General features: G+C 38.9%; 21 protein-coding genes. 15 read left to right on the forward strand and 6 right to left on the reverse strand.

Annotated features, from left to right (window positions below; genetic code table 11):
* Positions 1-9 precede the first annotated feature (9 nt).
* Positions 10-1,494: a potassium/proton antiporter gene (locus BPOF4_RS04455; RefSeq protein WP_012957877.1), complete on the forward strand. Its 1,485-nt coding sequence runs from the start codon at positions 10-12 to the stop codon at positions 1,492-1,494.
* 60 nt (positions 1,495-1,554) lie between these two features.
* Here the strand turns inward: BPOF4_RS04455 and BPOF4_RS04460 are convergent, their stop codons facing one another.
* From BPOF4_RS04460 to BPOF4_RS04470, 3 genes are all read right to left on the reverse strand, one after another.
* On the reverse strand, positions 1,555-1,767 hold the full coding sequence (locus BPOF4_RS04460; protein WP_012957878.1) for a hypothetical protein: 213 nt from the start codon (positions 1,765-1,767) through the stop codon (positions 1,555-1,557).
* Positions 1,768-1,826: 59 nt separating this feature from the next.
* Positions 1,827-2,285: a CBO0543 family protein gene (locus BPOF4_RS04465; RefSeq protein WP_012957879.1), complete on the reverse strand. Its 459-nt coding sequence runs from the start codon at positions 2,283-2,285 to the stop codon at positions 1,827-1,829.
* Positions 2,286-2,422: 137 nt separating this feature from the next.
* On the reverse strand, positions 2,423-3,466 hold the full coding sequence (locus BPOF4_RS04470; RefSeq protein WP_012957880.1) for a LolA family protein: 1,044 nt from the start codon (positions 3,464-3,466) through the stop codon (positions 2,423-2,425).
* Between the two features lie 150 nt (positions 3,467-3,616).
* On the opposite strand from BPOF4_RS04470, the gene BPOF4_RS04475 reads away from it, so the two are divergent.
* The 10 genes from BPOF4_RS04475 (at position 3,617) to BPOF4_RS04525 (ending at position 11,999) form a co-directional block, all read left to right on the forward strand.
* Complete coding sequence (locus BPOF4_RS04475) at positions 3,617-4,357, forward strand: response regulator transcription factor (RefSeq protein ID WP_012957881.1); 741 nt, start codon at positions 3,617-3,619, stop codon at positions 4,355-4,357.
* 28 nt (positions 4,358-4,385) lie between these two features.
* On the forward strand, positions 4,386-5,750 hold the full coding sequence (locus BPOF4_RS04480; protein ID WP_238446507.1) for a HAMP domain-containing sensor histidine kinase: 1,365 nt from the start codon (positions 4,386-4,388) through the stop codon (positions 5,748-5,750).
* A gap of 13 nt (positions 5,751-5,763) precedes the next feature.
* A complete protein-coding gene (locus tag BPOF4_RS04485; protein WP_012957883.1) occupies positions 5,764-6,798 on the forward strand; it encodes a LolA family protein in 1,035 nt (344 codons plus the stop codon).
* 91 nt (positions 6,799-6,889) lie between these two features.
* Positions 6,890-7,285, forward strand: coding sequence for a hypothetical protein (locus BPOF4_RS22605; protein WP_041822242.1), 396 nt, complete (start codon positions 6,890-6,892; stop codon positions 7,283-7,285).
* Positions 7,286-7,287: 2 nt separating this feature from the next.
* Positions 7,288-7,635, forward strand: coding sequence for a phosphorylase family protein (locus tag BPOF4_RS22610; protein ID WP_238446483.1), 348 nt, complete (start codon positions 7,288-7,290; stop codon positions 7,633-7,635).
* 255 nt (positions 7,636-7,890) lie between these two features.
* Positions 7,891-8,655 carry a carbon-nitrogen hydrolase family protein gene (locus BPOF4_RS04505; protein ID WP_012957885.1) on the forward strand — a complete coding sequence of 255 codons (765 nt, stop codon included), beginning with the start codon at positions 7,891-7,893 and terminating at the stop codon, positions 8,653-8,655.
* A gap of 72 nt (positions 8,656-8,727) precedes the next feature.
* Positions 8,728-9,147: a hypothetical protein gene (locus BPOF4_RS04510; RefSeq protein WP_012957886.1), complete on the forward strand. Its 420-nt coding sequence runs from the start codon at positions 8,728-8,730 to the stop codon at positions 9,145-9,147.
* 84 nt (positions 9,148-9,231) lie between these two features.
* On the forward strand, positions 9,232-10,146 hold the full coding sequence (gene htpX, locus BPOF4_RS04515; protein ID WP_012957887.1) for a protease HtpX: 915 nt from the start codon (positions 9,232-9,234) through the stop codon (positions 10,144-10,146).
* 238 nt (positions 10,147-10,384) lie between these two features.
* Positions 10,385-11,518, forward strand: coding sequence for an MBL fold metallo-hydrolase (locus BPOF4_RS04520; protein WP_012957888.1), 1,134 nt, complete (start codon positions 10,385-10,387; stop codon positions 11,516-11,518).
* 151 nt (positions 11,519-11,669) lie between these two features.
* Complete coding sequence (locus tag BPOF4_RS04525; protein ID WP_012957889.1) at positions 11,670-11,999, forward strand: thioredoxin family protein; 330 nt, start codon at positions 11,670-11,672, stop codon at positions 11,997-11,999.
* Positions 12,000-12,056: 57 nt separating this feature from the next.
* On the opposite strand, the gene BPOF4_RS04530 is transcribed toward BPOF4_RS04525, so the two are convergent.
* Together BPOF4_RS04530 and BPOF4_RS04535 are read right to left on the reverse strand one after the other, a co-directional pair.
* Positions 12,057-12,518: a hypothetical protein gene (locus tag BPOF4_RS04530; protein WP_012957890.1), complete on the reverse strand. Its 462-nt coding sequence runs from the start codon at positions 12,516-12,518 to the stop codon at positions 12,057-12,059.
* Positions 12,519-12,532: 14 nt separating this feature from the next.
* Complete coding sequence (locus BPOF4_RS04535; protein ID WP_012957891.1) at positions 12,533-12,979, reverse strand: PH domain-containing protein; 447 nt, start codon at positions 12,977-12,979, stop codon at positions 12,533-12,535.
* Positions 12,980-13,385: 406 nt separating this feature from the next.
* On the opposite strand from BPOF4_RS04535, the gene BPOF4_RS04540 reads away from it, so the two are divergent.
* Positions 13,386-14,168 (forward strand): Cof-type HAD-IIB family hydrolase, encoded by a 783-nt coding sequence (locus BPOF4_RS04540; RefSeq protein ID WP_012957893.1) that lies wholly within the window; start codon positions 13,386-13,388, stop codon positions 14,166-14,168.
* Between the two features lie 39 nt (positions 14,169-14,207).
* Here BPOF4_RS04540 and thpD read toward each other — a convergent pair whose 3' ends face one another.
* Positions 14,208-15,119, reverse strand: a complete 912-nt coding sequence (gene thpD / locus BPOF4_RS04545; RefSeq protein ID WP_012957894.1) for an ectoine hydroxylase — start codon at positions 15,117-15,119, stop codon at positions 14,208-14,210.
* Between the two features lie 303 nt (positions 15,120-15,422).
* On the opposite strand from thpD, the gene BPOF4_RS04550 reads away from it, so the two are divergent.
* From BPOF4_RS04550 to BPOF4_RS04560, 3 genes are all read left to right on the forward strand, one after another.
* Complete coding sequence (locus BPOF4_RS04550) at positions 15,423-15,725, forward strand: YrhK family protein (protein WP_012957895.1); 303 nt, start codon at positions 15,423-15,425, stop codon at positions 15,723-15,725.
* A gap of 186 nt (positions 15,726-15,911) precedes the next feature.
* Positions 15,912-17,108, forward strand: a complete 1,197-nt coding sequence (locus tag BPOF4_RS04555) for an iron-containing alcohol dehydrogenase (protein ID WP_012957896.1) — start codon at positions 15,912-15,914, stop codon at positions 17,106-17,108.
* Positions 17,109-17,110: 2 nt separating this feature from the next.
* A complete protein-coding gene (locus BPOF4_RS04560) occupies positions 17,111-17,512 on the forward strand; it encodes an acyl-CoA thioesterase (RefSeq protein WP_012957897.1) in 402 nt (133 codons plus the stop codon).
* Positions 17,513-17,531: the final 19 nt, after the last annotated feature.

Here is a 17,531-nt window from a genome sequence, read left to right on the forward strand (position 1 = left end):
CGGACATGCATGTTAAGTTCTATCAATATTGATTATTTTATTTTGTTAATGGCACTACTGCTCATTATCGGGGTGTTGACGACTAAATTCTCCACTCGTCTTGGTGTCCCTGCCCTAGTATTATTCCTACTTGTAGGGATGACCATGGGTAGTGATGGGCTTGGCTTTATCCCATTTAATAACCCTTATCTTGCTCAGCTCATTGGAATCATAGCACTTGTTGTAATCTTGTTTGAGGGCGGTTTGCAAACAAAATGGTCAGCTGTTAAGGCTGTGGCAAAGCCTTCTTTATCACTAGCTACCATAGGTGTTTTATTAACAACGATTGTAGTGGCCGTTGCTGCGAAATTTATTTTTGGAGTTAGTTGGTTAGAAGGATTTTTATTTGGAGCGATTGTCGGCTCCACGGATGCCGCTGCTATTTTTGCTGTGTTGAAAGGCCAAAATATTAAGAACAATCTAAGTGCCACACTAGAAGCAGAGTCTGGGACAAACGATCCAATGGCTGTTTTTCTTACCTTATCCTTTATTCAACTACTTACAATAAGTGAATCCTCCTATATTATGCTGATTGGCTCATTCTTCTGGCAAATGGGGGCTGGTCTAGCATTAGGATATGGCTTAGGACTTCTTGCAAGTTATGCCATCAATAAAATTAATCTGGACTCAAGTGGTTTGTATCCTATCTTTGCTTTAGCATTTGCTTTATTGACTTACAGCTTGAATGATTTGATTGGCGCTAGCGGCTTATTAGCTGTATATGTAGCTGCTTTAGTTATAGGAAATCGTGATTTAACCTATAAGCATTCAATTTTCAGGTTTAATGAAGGCTTTGCGTGGATGATGCAAATTTTAATGTTTGTTATTTTAGGGCTGTTAGTCTTCCCAGCACAACTTTTATCATTTGATATTATCGTAAAAGGATTCTTACTTGCTTTAATATTAATCTTTGTAGCTCGTCCTATTGCCGTGTTTCTATCCACTCCTCGAATGGGGTTTAACACACGAGAAAAAATATTCTTATCGTGGGCAGGCTTAAAAGGGGCAGTCCCTATTGTATTAGCCACCTTCCCGATGACAATGGGTGTGGAAAACAGCCAGTTGTTCTTCAATGTTGTCTTTTTCGTTGTGTTAACTTCAGCACTTATCCAAGGATCAACCATTTCATACTTTGCTGAAAAGCTTGGATTAAATGGACCTGAAAAGGTAGAGCCGCCACATACGTTAGAGCTCGTCTCGATTGGGAAAGCTAATGCAGAAATCATAGAATTTGCAGTGAATGAAAATATGAAAGTGACTGGCCAAGCGTTGAAAGATCTTGAATTACCTAATGATGTATTAATTAGTGCAGTGATACGAAATGGTGATCTCGTTACCCCTCATGGAGAAACTGTGATTAAGCCCGGTGATATTCTCTATATTCTTGTTGCCAAACAAACGATCAAAGCATTAAAACGTTTAATGAATGAAAAAAAAGAAGAACAAAGCTTATAGTCAAAAAATAATAGTTGAAAAAGCGTTTCTGCAAAAGGCAGGAACGCTTTTTATGTGGAGTTAATTCAATTGGCAAGGAGGAAAAGCATGGACATCTTGGATAGTGACAAAATCGTATTGTTTAAGAGCAAATTGAGAGTGGTAAAGGTATTCTAGTACGAGGAGTTTCTGATCTGAGGTTCCGCATAATATACCGGATGTTCCTGTTCCATTCATAAAAGAGACCCCGATTGGCTGGTTCGTCAGGTAGGGAACCTTTTGCAGCCATTGCATGAAGATCACTCCTTTATACACATCCTATGTGCACAAAAGTAAGGAGTGCCTATGAATTTTCACAAGAACCACTGAGAGTATTTGTGAATCAAATAATAAGGGATGAAATAGGAAATAAACGTTTTATTTAAATTCCAGTCGTTACCATATGCAGCCCTGCCAATCCATTTCATGATAAATTCAAGAATGGTTGTAAAGCATGTAAATACGAGGATCCATGAGGAAGCTGATTCCTTGGTTTTCCTAATTAAATAAACCATGATTGAAGAGAACACTGGATACAATCCGAGATTAAGCGGCATTGTAGTTAGTACCTGATTTTTCTTTAGCACAGGCTTCAGCACCCAGAAATGATGACGGTCTCCCCAGACACATAAAATCGTAGCAATGACTGTTGCAAAGGGAGTAATTTTATAGAGAATCATTTTATTTTTCTTTCTAAATAATAAAGTGGCAAGGATCCAGGGGATAAAAAAGAAATACAAAATATTTACTCGCATATAAATCACCTCAGTCATAGCGTCTCACCTCACGAGTAAATTATGCTGAGGAATTGCTTAAAAGGCTAATAAAGATTTGAAGGCCACTAATCGATAAAAACCCGCCTGCTTAATACAGGACGGGCCTTATCATTGTCATTCACATTGTCATTTGCTTATTGAAGAACGGCACCGATCTCAAGAAGAGAATCTTTATTCATCTCTTCTCCAGATGCCATTAACTCGATATACACTTCATCTTGCGACCAAAAAAGAAAGTGCATATCAAACATGTTCATATAGTGGCCTTCAAAGTCTTCTGTAGAGACTGGCTCTGACTCTTCAAGCATTTCTGTTTTGTCAGTTGTTAAAGAGATCATTAAATAATCCGTTCCATCAATGTAATGGATCGTAGCCATGTCCATATCCTCAAAATAGGTTGCCTCTTCGAATTCAAAATTCTGAGGGATGCCTTCTAATTCTGGAATGGAGAAAGGTGCTGCTTCTTTTAACTCTTCTAGTGTTAAAGATTCGGGCATGAAATCGTCAATCGTAAGAACTTCTGCATCTTCTGGTATATCAAATTGGAAAAGGGTTTCATCAATGTCAATATTGTATTCAATATGTGTATATTCTACAGCCGATGAAAACTCATCACTGATCCACATCATCTTGAGCGGCATATAGGTTTCTTCATCTACCCAAATATCATAATTGACTTCGCCTAGAAAATCCTCTTCTTCTCCTTCTTTACTAGCCAGCGCCAAGTGAATCGTACTGCGTCCGGCAATCGTTTCTTTTCCCATTACAGTCACATCTGTCGAATCAAGCATTTCAGTCAGGATTTCGCGGATGATCTCTCCCTCGCTAGGAGTCTCTTCAGCTAATTCATCTGATGTTTCAAAGACAGTTACCGTATTTTCATGAGGATCGTAGGACCATGATTCTTTGCCATTAGAAATATGAAGATAACCATCTTCCATTTCTGTACGATATTTGTCAGGTTTAACATTCCATTCTTTATACGTCGAAGATTCATTCTCATTTCCATTATTTTCCCCTTTAAAATTAAAGGTGGAGGAAACCTCAGCATAATAGCTTTCTAAGTTCTCTTGGGCTTCAACAGCCTTTTCAATAATTTCGTCAGTATCTTCAAGAGAGCATCCTGCTGTAAAGAAAATGGCAGTTGCTAGCGTGAAGACAGCTTTGATTTTTTTCATAATTTTTCACCTCATTTTTGATTTATCTAACTGAATATAACTATAAAGAGGAAAAATAAAGAAAAAGAAAGGAATTTATAAAGAAAGTATGAAGTTCCGAGGAGGTCTTTTATCGAATCACATAATTTACTATAATAGGAAAATAGAGAAATGGATGATAATTCATTAGAAGGAATGAAGAGAATGACAGAGACAATTCTCGTAATAGAAGATGACCGAGAGATTAGTAAAATACTAAATGAATACTTAATTCGTGAAGGATATAAAGTCGTCATGGCTCATGACGGAGAGGACGGGTTGAGACGCTTTGCTTCGATTCATCCCCATCTCCTCTTAGTAGACTTAATGCTTCCTAAGGTGGACGGGTTTGAAGTGTGCAGACAGGTGCGTCAACAAAGCGAGGTGCCGATCATTGTTGTAAGCGCCCGTCAAAGCGATATTGATAAAATACATAGTTTAGGGCTAGGCGCAGATGACTACATCACTAAGCCGTTTAGTCCGCTCGAGCTTGTTGCCCGTGTTAAATCCCATTTAAGACGTTATCACCGTTACAATGGTCTAAAGGAACAAGAGAAAGTGCTCAGCTTCGATGGTTTAACGATTAACACCAATCGTAGAATGGTAGAAAATGACGGCAAGCCGCTGACGTTAACGATGAAGGAATTTGAACTTCTGCTGACACTTGCTGAGGCTCCGGGGCAAGTCTTTTCTAAGGAACAGTTGTACAACCGGGTATGGAAGCAAGATGATGCGGATGATATTCGTACAGTAACGGTTCATATAAAAAATGTACGTCGAAAGTTAGGCGACGGCAGTAAGCACCCCCGTTTTATTGATACAGTGTGGGGGATCGGCTATAAATTTATAGGTCAAAAACATGAAGATTCGTAACTGGCTTCTTCTCCTTTTATGTATCGTGATGGTGGTCCCTTTTGTATCGACTTATTTCTTTATCGGCTACATAAATGATTGGATTGAACGTGAACAATTTCAAGAATATATAGATACCTCTATTCGCATTCATCATCTTGCCTCCACCTTAAAAGAAAATCCTCGTCTTTATCAGTTTCCTCCAGTAGATGAAGAAGCCCTAGCGGGTGAAATCAAGGAGGATGAAATTGTACATATTTATTCAAAAGACCGCCAAGCCCTTTTAAATATTAATGGGCAGACGTTATATACTGGTGCCGTCCCTGCAAACCAATTAATGCAAGGCTTATACGAAACAGAGGAATCGCTTTCTCATTTTACGTACAAGGAGCCAGTGTATTATGAAGATGAGATCATTGGCTATTTTGAAATTAAAAAAGAGAGAACAGAATTGATGAAACAAATTGATCGGGGCTCTATTTATACGGTTCTTTTTATGATTAGCGTGCTTATTTTAACATTACTAATTACGCACTTCTTAGTCAGGCGGAGAATCGTAAGGCCTGTGACTACTCTAGTAAAAGAGATGAAACATTTTGGGGCAGGAACCTTTCCAAAGAAGAAAACGGATTACGGAATGAATGATGAATTTAGTGAGCTGCTTGAAGGGTTTTATACGATGAGTGGGGAGATTAAAGAGGTTCAAGAGGTTAAGCAAAAGCTCATAGCTGCCATTTCGCATGATTTGCGCACCCCTTTAACTTCTATAAAAGCCTACGCAGAAGGACTAGCTCACCATCCCGAGAAGCAAGAAGAGTACCGGGATGTGATTATTAGAAAAGCTAATTATATGGAAAAACTCGTGGAAGATCTTCTTTTGTATTCTAGGCTTGAGATGAACAGTTTGGAGTTAAATAGACAGGTCGTTGATGGAGAAGAAGTAGCAGAGATGTTAGTGGATGGATACGCGGAAGTGTGTCATCAAAATGGAATTGAACTCATCACTCAAATTGACATCCAACCATGTGACATTCTTTGTGATGTCGATCGCCTAGTTCAAGTGATGGATAATCTTGTGATGAATGCAATCAGGCATACGAAAACAGGGAAAAAGATTGAATTAACGGCCACGACTAAGCGAGATCTCCTGCCGTCAGATGTGCCGGCAGAAGATGATTGGATTTATTTCATCGTACAAGATGAAGGATCAGGCATAACGAAAGACGACCTTACTCATGTGTTTAAATTATTTTATCAAGCAGACAGTGCAAGAAGTAAGGATCGGGGAAAGGGAGCTGGTCTTGGTCTTGCCATTAGTAAACAACTAATCGAGCTGCACGGCGGTGTGATTGGTGCTGCTTCTACATTAGGGGTTGGCAGCTGCTTTTATTTCGCCTTAAAAAAAGAAGAATAGCGGGGGAAAAAGATTGAAAAATGTAGCTATTGGGGTCATGAGTATACTCCTTATCATAGTAAGCGGATGTCAGATGAGAGGGTTAAGCGGCAACGAGGTCATGGCAAGCATGCTTGAAGCAAATCAAACGGCGATCTCTTATTATATGGAAACGGATTATCAGGGGAATGACGGTGATCCGTTTACAATGAAAGAATGGCGGATGGCGGATGGCAAGTTTCGTACAGAAATGTATGAAGGAGAGAAACTTGTTTATGTTTCGCTTTACAGTGACATTGGACACGTCCTCTTAGATTATGAAGAAGAACAGCTGATCACGTATGATTCACCGGAAACGGCATCCTATTTAACACAAACACCTCGTGAGTCGATGATGCAGATGCTTGAAGCAATGCATGATCATTACGACATTAAAATGAAAGAGGAAGCCAAGCTTCTTGATAGAGAAGTATTTATACTAGAACTTAGTTCAAAGCAAAGTGATAACGATGAAATGGAGCTTTGGATTGATAAAGAAAATTGGGTACTCCTGAAGACGAATTTTGTATTTGATGAGGAATGGATGACAAGTGAAGCAGCTGCTTTTGACATAAATCCTAAAATGGAAGAGTCGCTCTTTATCATTGATGATACAATTGATTTCGAACCAGTCTCTCTAAATGATCTAGTTACAAACGAGGTCATTGACTTAGAAGAGGCAAAAGAGAAAGCAGACTTTGACATTTTAATCCCGTCGGAAGAATATCATTTTCATGAGGCGACTACGTATCCTAGGCCAGAGGATGAAATGGGAGTGACTCTTACTTACAGTGATGCAGAAGGAAGACATCTTTTCTCATATGAGGTATTTAAACGGGATGAGCCGCTAGCAGCAGTCTTTGGAAATGAAGAAGAAATAACGGTTAGAGAATCTCCGGGCTTGTTAATTTGGGATCATTCACTAAAAATGGTTGCATGGCAAGAAGACGGCGTGCAATACAGTTTTTATCCTGAAAATGACCTTGTGACAAAAGAAAAAGCACTGCAAATTGTAGCAGGGCTAAGATAGATAAGGAGGGAGCAATGACATGATGTGATGGCTCCCTTTTTAATACTCGAGTAAGAGATGTTCTAAATAGATAATAAGGTAAGGAGACTTCATGAAACTATACGGTGAATTTTCACAAGTGGATTGGCTGAATGCACTACAAATAAGTAAAGCTGATGTTCCTGCTTCATTTATCATTCACGGGGAATGGGCGCATGAAGAGAACATCACTCAATGGAGAGATATATTAAAAGAGGAAATGCGGCTGCCGAAGTGGAATAGTGTAATGGGCAGACACAAGGGGGCGCAAGTAGGTTTTGCCAATGTATACGGAGCGCCTATGGCTGCAAATATCGTCCATCAGTTTGCGGCTAGCGGGACTGAAGTCTTTATTCAAACAGGCTATTTTGGCGGATTGTCCTCAGAAGTTAAGTATGGAGATATTTTCATTGTAACGGAAGCTGTGATGGGGGATGGGTCTCCACTTCCTATTTGCCTGGACAGATAATTGTGAAGTCAGATCCTGAGCTTGTTGCATTAGCTGTGAAGTATTGTGAAAACAAAGGATACAGCTATACTACAGGTTCTATTTATTCAACTAACACCCTGCTGCTTGAAACAAAGGGTCTGATCAAAGCATGGGCTAGAAAAGGGTGTATAGGAGTAGATATGGAAACGGCTGTGACCATAGCAGCGGCAAAGTATTTTAATAAACGAGCTGTAGGTTTGTTAACTCTTTCTGATCATTTAATAAATGGTGACACCCTATACACTTATACCGAAGATCGTGAAGCGGTTGAGGTCCTTACAGATGAGCGAGTTAGAGAAGTCGCCCTGTATCTAGCGGCAGGAGAGTGAGGTGATTGAATGGAAGATATGTATCTATTTATCATAGTGATTGTTGCATTATCGCTCATTTATAATGGATATAAAAGAAAAAAGAATTATGATATAAAACGGTTAGAACTAGAATTAGAACACAAGAAGATTGATCTTGAAACAAAGAAAATAGACTATGCCAGACACGTGAGTAAAGACCAAAAGCATGTTTAAGGGAGCATTTCTGTCACACAGAGATGCTTTTTCTTAAGGAATGAAGAATGGGGATGAATCATGAACAAACGAAAAATAGCTATGCTGCATTTATTACTTAATGCCGGAGAGATTAAAACAAATCAAAGCCTCATAACACAAGCCGTACAAAAAGCAGCTGAAAAAGGAGCAGAATGGATTATTACTCCAGAGCTAGCTGTCAGCGGGCTTCAGTTTACCAAAGAATGCGGCATTGATTGGATTCAGCAGCAGCCAAATGAATGGATGTCTAGTTTAATGGAATTGGCTAAGTCTTCAGCAGTAAACCTTTTTATAGGGGCACCTGAAAAAGATCCTGAAGGGGAATTGTTTAATTCAGTATTTGTCATTAATCGAGAGGGGCAGCTGATCGGAAGACAGAGGAAGCGCTCAAGTGTGACGGATGACTGGTCCTCTTCAGGAGAGTGTCTTCAACTAATAACAATTGATCATGTAAAAGCTGGTATTCTCATTTGTGCTGATTCCTACACAAAAGAAAATGCTGTAACTCTTAGAGATAAAGGGGCGGAAATCCTTATTGCTCCCTCTTCCTGGGGACCGGGGCTGCATGGGCCAAATGGAGAGTGGGAAGCTAGAACAATAGATACCGGTCTGCCGATGTTTGTATGTAATCGTACAGGGGAAGATGAGACCGTTACTTTTTGGGAAGCTAAAAGTCTAGTGATTGATCATGGGGTACACTTGCTTGCCCATCATTCAAGAGAATCAGCGATATTACTGTTCGATTGGGATTTTGATAAAAGGGAGTTACTATCAACAGAATTTGAGGTTGAATATATCATTTGAAAATTGAAACCTTATTCGATGTCACCCGTACATACAAGGTAGGGTGACATCTAAAAAAGAGGAGCTGCCGTGATGAAAAAATCACCTTTCATCTTATTATTGACTTTCGTACTGCTCATAACTTTAACTGGTTGCGGGAATGATTTAACTTACTCTGAAGTCTCGATTGATCATGTAGAATCCAATCTAGATGCATTCATTCAACAAGCAGAACCAGAGAACGGGATTTATCTCTTCTTCCATAATGATGACAGCTTTTATGTTTATGTAACGAGCGGTCATCTCACCCAAGGAGAAAGACCTTTGCACATTTCTAATTTTAATGTAGAGCGTAAGGGGGATGTATTACACATTTATTATGAAGAAGAGCAAGCAGAAGAAGGGTCTAATAACCACCGTTTGTATCTTGTTAAGTTGGATAAACCAATTGAGGAAATCAACGCATATAAAAATGGCGAGGAAATTCCATTTGCAATGGTAGGCGGCAGTTAGTTCACGTTTTTGTTATCATTTGTGCACCCTTTATTAGATAGTCGTGTTAAACTAGCACATATTAATGTAATTGGAGGATGAAGAATGGGAAAACGATTATTATTATTAATTGTCACAAATATTCTCGTTATGACGACCATCGTCATTGTTTGGTCACTCATAACGACCTATACGGGAATTAATGGATCATTCCAAACAGGTGCTCCTGGTATTGGAATTGACTTTATTGCGCTTGGTGTATTCAGTTTGCTTGTAGGTTTCTCAGGGGCATTTATCTCCCTTGCAATGTCACGTTTTGTTGCAAAAATGATGATGAAAGTAAAAATTCTAGATCCTGATGGGAATTTGACTCACGAAGAACGCACAGTGGTAGAGAAAGTGCATCGTCTATCACGTGCTGCAGGGCTGGCTCATATGCCGCAGGTTGGTATTTATCCATCTGCAGAGGTCAATGCTTTTGCTACAGGCCCATCAAAAAAACGGTCGCTTGTTGCAGTTTCGCAAGGATTATTAAATACAATGGATGATGATGCAGTAGAAGGAGTTATTGCTCATGAAGTAGCTCACGTAGCGAATGGAGATATGGTTACGATGACGCTCTTGCAAGGGGTCATTAATACATTTGTTGTCTTCTTCTCGCGTATTGTAGCGATTATCGTTTCAAGATTTGCACGTGAGGAATTACAATGGATTGTTCAGTTTGCTGCTATTATTATTTTCCAAATCCTTTTCTCTATCCTTGGAAGTCTTGTTGTCAGTGCGTATTCGCGTCACCGAGAATTCCATGCTGACCGCGGGGGGGCGGATCTTGCGGGACGTGACAAAATGGCACATGCCCTACGTTCACTTAAAGCATATGTAGACCGTGCGAATGTACATGATCGTACGAATGACAGTGCTGTTCAAACGATGAAAATTAACGGAAAAGGTGGAGTGATGAGATTATTCTCTACTCACCCAGACCTTGATGAGCGTATTGCACGTTTAGAAGAGCGTTAAAAGTAGAAAGCGAATCCTTTTAAGGATTCGCTTTTTTGCGTCTAAAGGCTGCTATAATAGGATTAAGCCCATTTTTAAAGAAGGTATTGACATTTTAATGAAACCGCTATATTATATACCTATAGAGGTATTAAGAATTCTGAACAATTTCACTAATTGGTATATTTTTTTACCTATTTATATACCCTATTAGGTATATAAATAGATGTGTATAAATTTATTACTAGGAGGTTTTATCATGACAGTTAAAGCAATGCTTGCTAAAGAAGTGACAGAAAAGGTATTGAACAAAGAGAATTTATTTATTTTTGATGTACGTAATGTAAGTGATTTTGAAGATTGGAAAATTGAAGGGGAAAACTTCGAGTATTTGAATGTTCCATATTTCGAGCTTATTGATGGAATTGATGAAGTGAGAGCAAACATTCCGCAAGATAAAGAAATCCTCGTTGTTTGTGCAAAGGAAGGCTCATCTATGATGGTTGCTGAAATGTTATCAGAAGCTGGGTATGATGTTTCTTATTTGAAAGGCGGAATGAAATCATGGAGTGAGTATCTCTATCAAACAAAGGTATATGAAGATGAAAATATTTCTGTCCATCAATTTATTCGTGTAGGGAAAGGCTGCTTATCTTACATGGTGGTTTCAAATGGTGAAGCGTTAATTGTAGACCCTTCCCGTTTTGTTGAAGAGTATAAAGAGGCAGCAGCTGAACTCGGGGCTAAAATAACTCATATTGTGGATTCGCATCTTCATGCTGATCATATTTCAGGTGGGAAAATTCTAGCCGAACAAACAGGGGCTAACTATTATTTAATGAAAAGCGAGGGTGCTGTGTTTGACTTTGAACCACTAGAAGATCACGATAAAATTGAATTTAACCAAGTGAAGCTTGAAGTATTAGCTGTGAAAACTCCTGGCCACACTCCAGGAAGCGTTTCTTTCTTTGTAAATGATACATTACTTTTTTCTGGAGATACGATTTTCGTCAGCGGGTTGGGTCGCCCGGACCTAGGTAATAAAGTTCGTGAGTGGGCGAATGATTTGTATGATACAGTTTACACAAAAGTTTCTGATATTGCTGATGATGTATTCGTGCTTCCTGGTCATTATGCTGACTTTGATGAAGAAATGAATGAGGACGGCTATATCGGTGATACACTAGGAAATATTCGTGAACGCAATGAGAAAATGTTTAACGCAACAAGAGATGCTTTCTTAGATAATGTAGAGAAGTCTGCAAGTTCAGTAAAACCTCCGAATTTTGAAGAAATTGTGGGGATCAACCGTGGGGTAGAAACTGCTGATAAGGAAAAAATGCAAGAGCTTGAAATCGGACCTAACCGCTGTGCCGTTCATCATGCAGATTAATTTATAGTGAAAAACCCTCTCTACAACTATGTGTAGAGAGGGTTTTGGCTAAGAAACTTGCTTTTATATTGTGGTAGATTTTATATAGTAATGAATACCCCTTGTCGTTCTGTGTTACGATAAAAAATAAGGACAAAAAGGAGGGGAACGGATGAAGGATTTAACTACAATTGAAATGGTAGATGAGTTTATACAAGAGAACAAATTTAGTTTCGTCTACGTATCAAGGACGAATTGCAGTGTATGCCATGCCTTGCTGCCGCAAGTTAAAGAAGTATTGTCGGAATTCCCGCTGATTAACCAAGGATTCGTAAATGCGGATCAACTAGAAGAAATAGCTGGCAGGTTGTCTATATTCACAGTTCCGGCTCTGCTCCTATTTATCGATGGAAAAGAGACGATAAGAGAAGCTAGATTTGTTCCAATCGAAACGTTTGAAGAAAAGGTTCGAAAGGTTTATCAACTTTCTACTGCTGATTAAACTCTCCGCTTTGAACTCAATAAAAAAACAGCTTCACACAATGGAAGCTGTTTTTTTTTATATTCTCTCAAACCCTTCAGCCTCTAAATAATTAGCGGCTTCCCGGTAGGTTGTAAATGTTCCGTCTAAGCTGTCATCATCAGCATATACATTCCACATATCTTCTTCTTTAAGAATAGTAAGAGTCACCGTATTCTCATTTATCCATGTTTCCTCTAATGGTTCATCGGTCACTTCCTCTTTAGGAGTTAATGAAAGAATTGATTTACGGATCGTCGCACGCAGAGCTTTCTCAGTGAAGTCACGAATATTGACCATACCCTTGTCATTTGTACTATACCCAGTCATTTTACCTGCGTACACAAACCCGTTTCCATTCGGGTGCAAGTGGTACACAACATTCTTATTATCGTATGAGCTTTCATTGTAATGAAAATTCACTCGGCCAAGAGATACATCTTTGCGCTCAAGCTCCGGAAAAGATTCAATTATCGCTAGTTTTTCTTCAAATGTTAACATAGTGCCTCCATCATCTATCGATTGGTTGTTGAAGGCTTATTATACCATAATTTTATCTCTGGATTTTTCTTTAGCAACATTCGTATAAACTCGGCTTCATCCTCTGGGGAGATCGTTAACACTTTTACCTTTCCATAGCTGAGTTCTAATCGGTCGATAGAAAGGGCAGGTGCGGAAAATGGATTCTTCGTTTTCCTAAGGCCATTAATTTCATGTATAAGGACGTTTTTCTTAAAAGGACCGCATACGACTTTTAAGGTAGTGTCCTCTATGGTATAGCCAGTCTTAAACCAAATCCATGCGATAAAGACAGCAAGGAGAGACGTAATAAAAATCTCAAAGACTTGAGTTAGAGGACTTTGGTCAATTTGTATAGATAAAATGGGAGTGATAATAAATAAGAGAATCACACCCCACAATAAAATAGTCAGCCACGTATCTTTTTTTGAAGGGAAATACAAAGTTCTCGCTCCTTTCGCATATAATAGTATACGCAAAAAGGATCAGGCAGGTTTCATTTAATAGCGGAGTAAGGTTTTAGAAAATACCTCGAATAAAGCCCGTGATTAATCTTGGGATAAATAGTACAACATCACCGATGATGCCAATCGTGGTGCTTAGCAGCATGTCCTTATCTTTTTGTTGCTCGTTCATCTTATCAACTCCTCTACATTCGTTTGTTAAATTATACCATATAAAATAACTCTAGAAAGAGAATTTCAAAGATTGATTGAGGAGAGAGGTGAAGGAAAGCAATAATCATTAACTTGATATGGTTAAATGGTTATCTTATTTGCCATTCTTTGTTACGATAAAGCTGTAGGAGATAAAGAGAGAAACCAAATGCATACATTATGAGGTGAAAAGATGACAGACAAAAAAATCATTTTCTTTGATATTGACGGTACGCTATTAGACCATGATAAAAAGCTGCCTCAATCAACAAAAGAAGCCATTAATGAGTTAAAGCAAGCTGGGCATGAAGTAGCAATTGCTACAGGCCGTGCTCCTTTTATGTATGAAGATCTGCGTGAGGAATTAGGCATCTATAATTTTGTCAGCTATAACGGTCAATATGTTGAAGTGGATGGTGAGATGATTTACGGCAACCCTCTTGATAAAGATAAGCTTGAAGAAATTACTGAGCTTGCTGCTACAAATGACCATCCTCTTGTTTATATGGGAAAAAAAACAATGAAGGCGAACGTAGAACAGCATGATCATATCGATGAAAGTATCGGAACGTTAAAAGTAGAGGCTTTTCCTACTCATGATCCTGATTATTTCAAAATGGAACATATCTATCAAACACTGCTATTTTGTGAGCACGAAGAGGAAAAATACTATGAAGAGAAATTCAATGCATTTGACTTCATAAGATGGCATCCTTTATCGGTAGATGTATTGCCAGCAGGTGGTTCAAAAGCAAAGGGAATTGAGAAAATGATTGAGAAGCTTGGAATCAATCCTGAAAATGTGTATGCATTCGGTGATGGATTAAATGACATTGAAATGCTCTCTACTGTCGCTCACGGTGTAGCCATGGGAAATGCACATGAAGAGACGAAAGAAGCAGCGAGATACCTTTCAAAATCAGTAGATGAGGATGGTATTGTTCATGGATTGAAAATGGTAGGGTTATTAAAATAATAAAAAGGCAATTCAGCCCAATGCTGAATTGCCTTTTTTCTATTTAAGTACGGTTTCCTTTCCAAGCGGTTCTGTCGTTTTACGAACGGCAATGTATTCTGGTCTTTTGCCAGCTCCTGAGAATGGTTCCAAGAGCTTATTCTCTACGCTGTTATAGACCATAAATAAATTGTTGCGCGGATAAGGAGTCATATTACTGGTAGAGGCGTGCATCGTGTTCGATTCAAAAATAGTAATCGTACCAGCTTTACCTGTGGCAACCGATAATCCTCCACCTTTTTCTACCAGCCATTTCAAGCTGTCATTATCAGGAACACCTACTTTTTGAGTTTGTAATGATTGCTTGTAGTTATTTTCAGGCGTTTCACCAACGCAGCTCACATAGTAGTTATGAGATCCTGGTACGAGCATGAGCGGGCCATTATGGATATAATTGTCGGATAGAGCAATCGACATACTTAAGGCACGCATCCGCGGCATACCGTCTTCTGTGTGCCATGTTTCAAAATCCGAATGCCAGTTAAACTCCTTACCTGAAAAGCCTGGCTTATAGTTTATTCGAGATTGATGAACATAGACATCACTTCCTAATAAGTGGTTAACAATTTTAAGTAATCTTTCATCTCCAGCTATGTTTTTAAAGTATTCGTCGTCTTGGTCTACAGAAAAGATCGAACGAATCTCATCAGAATCTGGTTCACGGATAATTTTATCCGACTGTGTGTGTTTGTTTGAATCCTGTAACTCAAAAATGGCCTTTTGCATGGCTGCTACTTCTTTTTCTGAGAATAGGTTCTCAATTTGCAAAAAGCCGTTTTTCTCATAAAAATCAAGCTGCTCTTTGGAAAGAGGAGCCTCATGGTCTAGTCTGCGGTCGGTATGAATCACAGGGTCCTTACGCTTCGTGATCTGCGGCTTATCGCTTACTCTTGAAGGGTAAAAATCTTGCATGTGCAAACACTCCCATTACATAGTCTCAGATACCCAATAATTTGGTATATCTGGCTCACTCACACTCATACCACTCTAATTTTCATAATAAACATGAAATTTTGAAAAAGAGAATAATGTACTTCTTCCTATTCTTATCAATTCACATGTTATATTTTTTGTAATAGAGTCTGGCTAGGTGTAGCTTCCTAACTTGTTAATTGCATTGACCATGTTTTATCATGGGAAAAAGCAGTTGGGACCGGTTTCATGTATTTCGATAGCGGGTAAAATGACTCAGTGAGTCTGCACAGGAGGATGTTCATGAAGAATAAAGTTACAAAGATTAAAAATGGTGAAGAGTATCTGGACGTGAAGCTGGGCCGAATGCGAATCTTTTTCGATAAGAGATATAGAGTTATTTCTACGATTAACGATTTATTAATTGGAATATTGTTTGTGATAGGAAGTATCCTTAATTTTTTTGATCAGGCAGAAAAAATTGGTCTCATTTGTTATCTCGCTGGGAGTACTTTTTTAGTTGTTAGGCCGGTTTTAAGGCTTATGCATAGTGCGAGTTTAAGAAAGGAAATAAAGGACAAAGACACTTATACTACGGATAATTAGTCTCTTCAAATATAAAAAAACGCCTTTTGAGGCGTTTTTTTATATTGAAGAATGGTTAGCTTTTTTGATGAACATTTACATAAAAAAGGAAGAATCCAATTGCAAAATAAGAAAAATAAAGGTCGTTGCATTTCTTATGTCAAATAATGAAAGGGACAGAAAGAATTAATAAGGAGGCTGATTAACTTGTCGTATGCATTGAGATTTCCGAGCGTATCAGAAATTGGGTGGGGAGTGACCCAATCGCTTATGGAACAAGTATTAAAAATGGAAGCGAAGGAGATTCTGCTTATTTCAGATGATATTTTGCTTGAATTAGAGAGTGTAAAAGACATCGTGAAAAATATCATGACAGTAGCAAGTGTTCATGTGTATTCAGATGTGGAAGCCGAACCTACGCTTGAATGTGCTGAAAGATTGGTGAATTATACAAAAGAAAAAAATGTTGATGTTGTAATAGGGTTAGGTGGAGGCAGTGTGCTGGATTTAGCTAAGTTAGCAGCCGTGCTTTCCGTTCATGAGGGGACAGTAAGAGATTATTTGAATCTAACTGGAGAAAAAAAGATTATCGCAAGAGGATTGCCAAAAATTCTAGTTCCTACTACCTCTGGGACAGGGAGTGAAGTAACAAACATTTCAGTACTTTCCCTGCCTGGAACGAAAGATGTGGTAGCACATGATTACTTAATTGCTGATGTCGCTCTTGTCGACCCTGCATTAACTGTATCTGTGCCCCCTAGGTTAACAGCTGCGACTGGGGTAGATGCTCTTACTCATGCCGTTGAAGCCTTTCTTTCTGTACAAGCTAACTCCGTCACGGATGGGTTAGCACAAAAAGCAATGCAATTGATATCAGGGTCTTTAAAACAGGCGGTAGATAATGGTGATAACAAGGAGGCAAGGAGGGACTTAAGCGAAGGAAGCTACTTAGCAGGTCTTTCTTTTTTTCACGCAGGGGTTGCTGGTGTCCACGCTCTTGCATACCCTCTTGGAAGTAAATTTCATATTCCGCATGGGGAATCGAATGCAGTGCTTTTACCATACGTTCTATCGTACATAAGCAAAAGCTGTCCTGATAAAATGCAGCAAGTGGCAGCTTTGCTTGACCCGAGTTATCATCCAACTAAAAGGTATGAAAGAGATGATTACTTAGTCCTCCTCAGGCAGATCATTGAAGACGTCAATTTACCAACTTCATTAAAAGAATACGGGGTAAGAGAAGAAGATCTAGAAGCTCTTACTGCTGATGCATGTAAGCAAACTAGATTGTTAGCCAGAAGTCCGCTCCCGTTAACTAAAGAAGACATTTATCGTATCTATGAAATGGCATTTAATGGAATTTGCTTATATGAGTCTGTTCCCTTAAATAAGGAGGGAAAATAAAGATGTATGTTACAGAGATTGAACCGCGGGTGTCTGAAACGGATGGAGCCGGTCATATAAATAATACAACCATTCCTGTGTGGCTTGAAGCGGGCAGACATGAGTTATTCAGATTATTTACCCCAGACCTTTCATTTGAAGATTGGAAAATGGTCATCGTGAAGACAACACTCGAGTATAAAAAGCAAATCTATTTCGGTGAAAAGGTCGAAGTGAAAATGTGGATCAAGCGGATTGGGAACAGTAGTTTAGAGTTGTATGAGGAAATTCATCAAAAGGGCATGCTATGTGCTAAAAATGAAGCAATCTATGTGAATTTCAACCTCCATACACAACAGACTGAATCTATTCCAGAGAAGATAAAGGCAGAATTAGAAGAACATCTTTGGCCAGAAAGAGAGTAGAAATAATGTTGAAAAGCCG

The organism is Alkalihalophilus pseudofirmus OF4 (assembly GCF_000005825.2).
GTDB lineage: Bacteria > Bacillota > Bacilli > Bacillales > Bacillaceae_D > Alkalihalophilus > Alkalihalophilus pseudofirmus.

Excerpts from the sequence above, each read along its gene's own strand:
- BPOF4_RS04540 (WP_012957893.1), top strand. The coding sequence starts at position 13,386 with ATGACAGACAAAAAAATCATTTTCTTTGATATTGACGGTACGCTATTA.
- BPOF4_RS04530 (WP_012957890.1), bottom strand. The coding sequence starts at position 12,518 with ATGTTAACATTTGAAGAAAAACTAGCGATAATTGAATCTTTTCCGGAG.
- htpX (WP_012957887.1), top strand. The coding sequence starts at position 9,232 with ATGGGAAAACGATTATTATTATTAATTGTCACAAATATTCTCGTTATG.
- BPOF4_RS04460 (WP_012957878.1), bottom strand. The coding sequence starts at position 1,767 with ATGCAATGGCTGCAAAAGGTTCCCTACCTGACGAACCAGCCAATCGGG.
- BPOF4_RS04505 (WP_012957885.1), top strand. The coding sequence starts at position 7,891 with ATGAACAAACGAAAAATAGCTATGCTGCATTTATTACTTAATGCCGGA.
- BPOF4_RS04520 (WP_012957888.1), top strand. The coding sequence starts at position 10,385 with ATGACAGTTAAAGCAATGCTTGCTAAAGAAGTGACAGAAAAGGTATTG.
- BPOF4_RS04475 (WP_012957881.1), top strand. The coding sequence starts at position 3,617 with ATGGATGATAATTCATTAGAAGGAATGAAGAGAATGACAGAGACAATT.
- BPOF4_RS04480 (WP_238446507.1), top strand. The coding sequence starts at position 4,386 with ATGGTGGTCCCTTTTGTATCGACTTATTTCTTTATCGGCTACATAAAT.
- BPOF4_RS04455 (WP_012957877.1), top strand. The coding sequence starts at position 10 with ATGTTAAGTTCTATCAATATTGATTATTTTATTTTGTTAATGGCACTA.
- thpD (WP_012957894.1), bottom strand. The coding sequence starts at position 15,119 with ATGCAAGATTTTTACCCTTCAAGAGTAAGCGATAAGCCGCAGATCACG.
- BPOF4_RS04560 (WP_012957897.1), top strand. The coding sequence starts at position 17,111 with ATGTATGTTACAGAGATTGAACCGCGGGTGTCTGAAACGGATGGAGCC.
- BPOF4_RS04465 (WP_012957879.1), bottom strand. The coding sequence starts at position 2,285 with ATGACTGAGGTGATTTATATGCGAGTAAATATTTTGTATTTCTTTTTT.
- BPOF4_RS22605 (WP_041822242.1), top strand. The coding sequence starts at position 6,890 with ATGAAACTATACGGTGAATTTTCACAAGTGGATTGGCTGAATGCACTA.
- BPOF4_RS04550 (WP_012957895.1), top strand. The coding sequence starts at position 15,423 with ATGAAGAATAAAGTTACAAAGATTAAAAATGGTGAAGAGTATCTGGAC.
- BPOF4_RS04525 (WP_012957889.1), top strand. The coding sequence starts at position 11,670 with ATGAAGGATTTAACTACAATTGAAATGGTAGATGAGTTTATACAAGAG.
- BPOF4_RS04470 (WP_012957880.1), bottom strand. The coding sequence starts at position 3,466 with ATGAAAAAAATCAAAGCTGTCTTCACGCTAGCAACTGCCATTTTCTTT.
- BPOF4_RS04510 (WP_012957886.1), top strand. The coding sequence starts at position 8,728 with ATGAAAAAATCACCTTTCATCTTATTATTGACTTTCGTACTGCTCATA.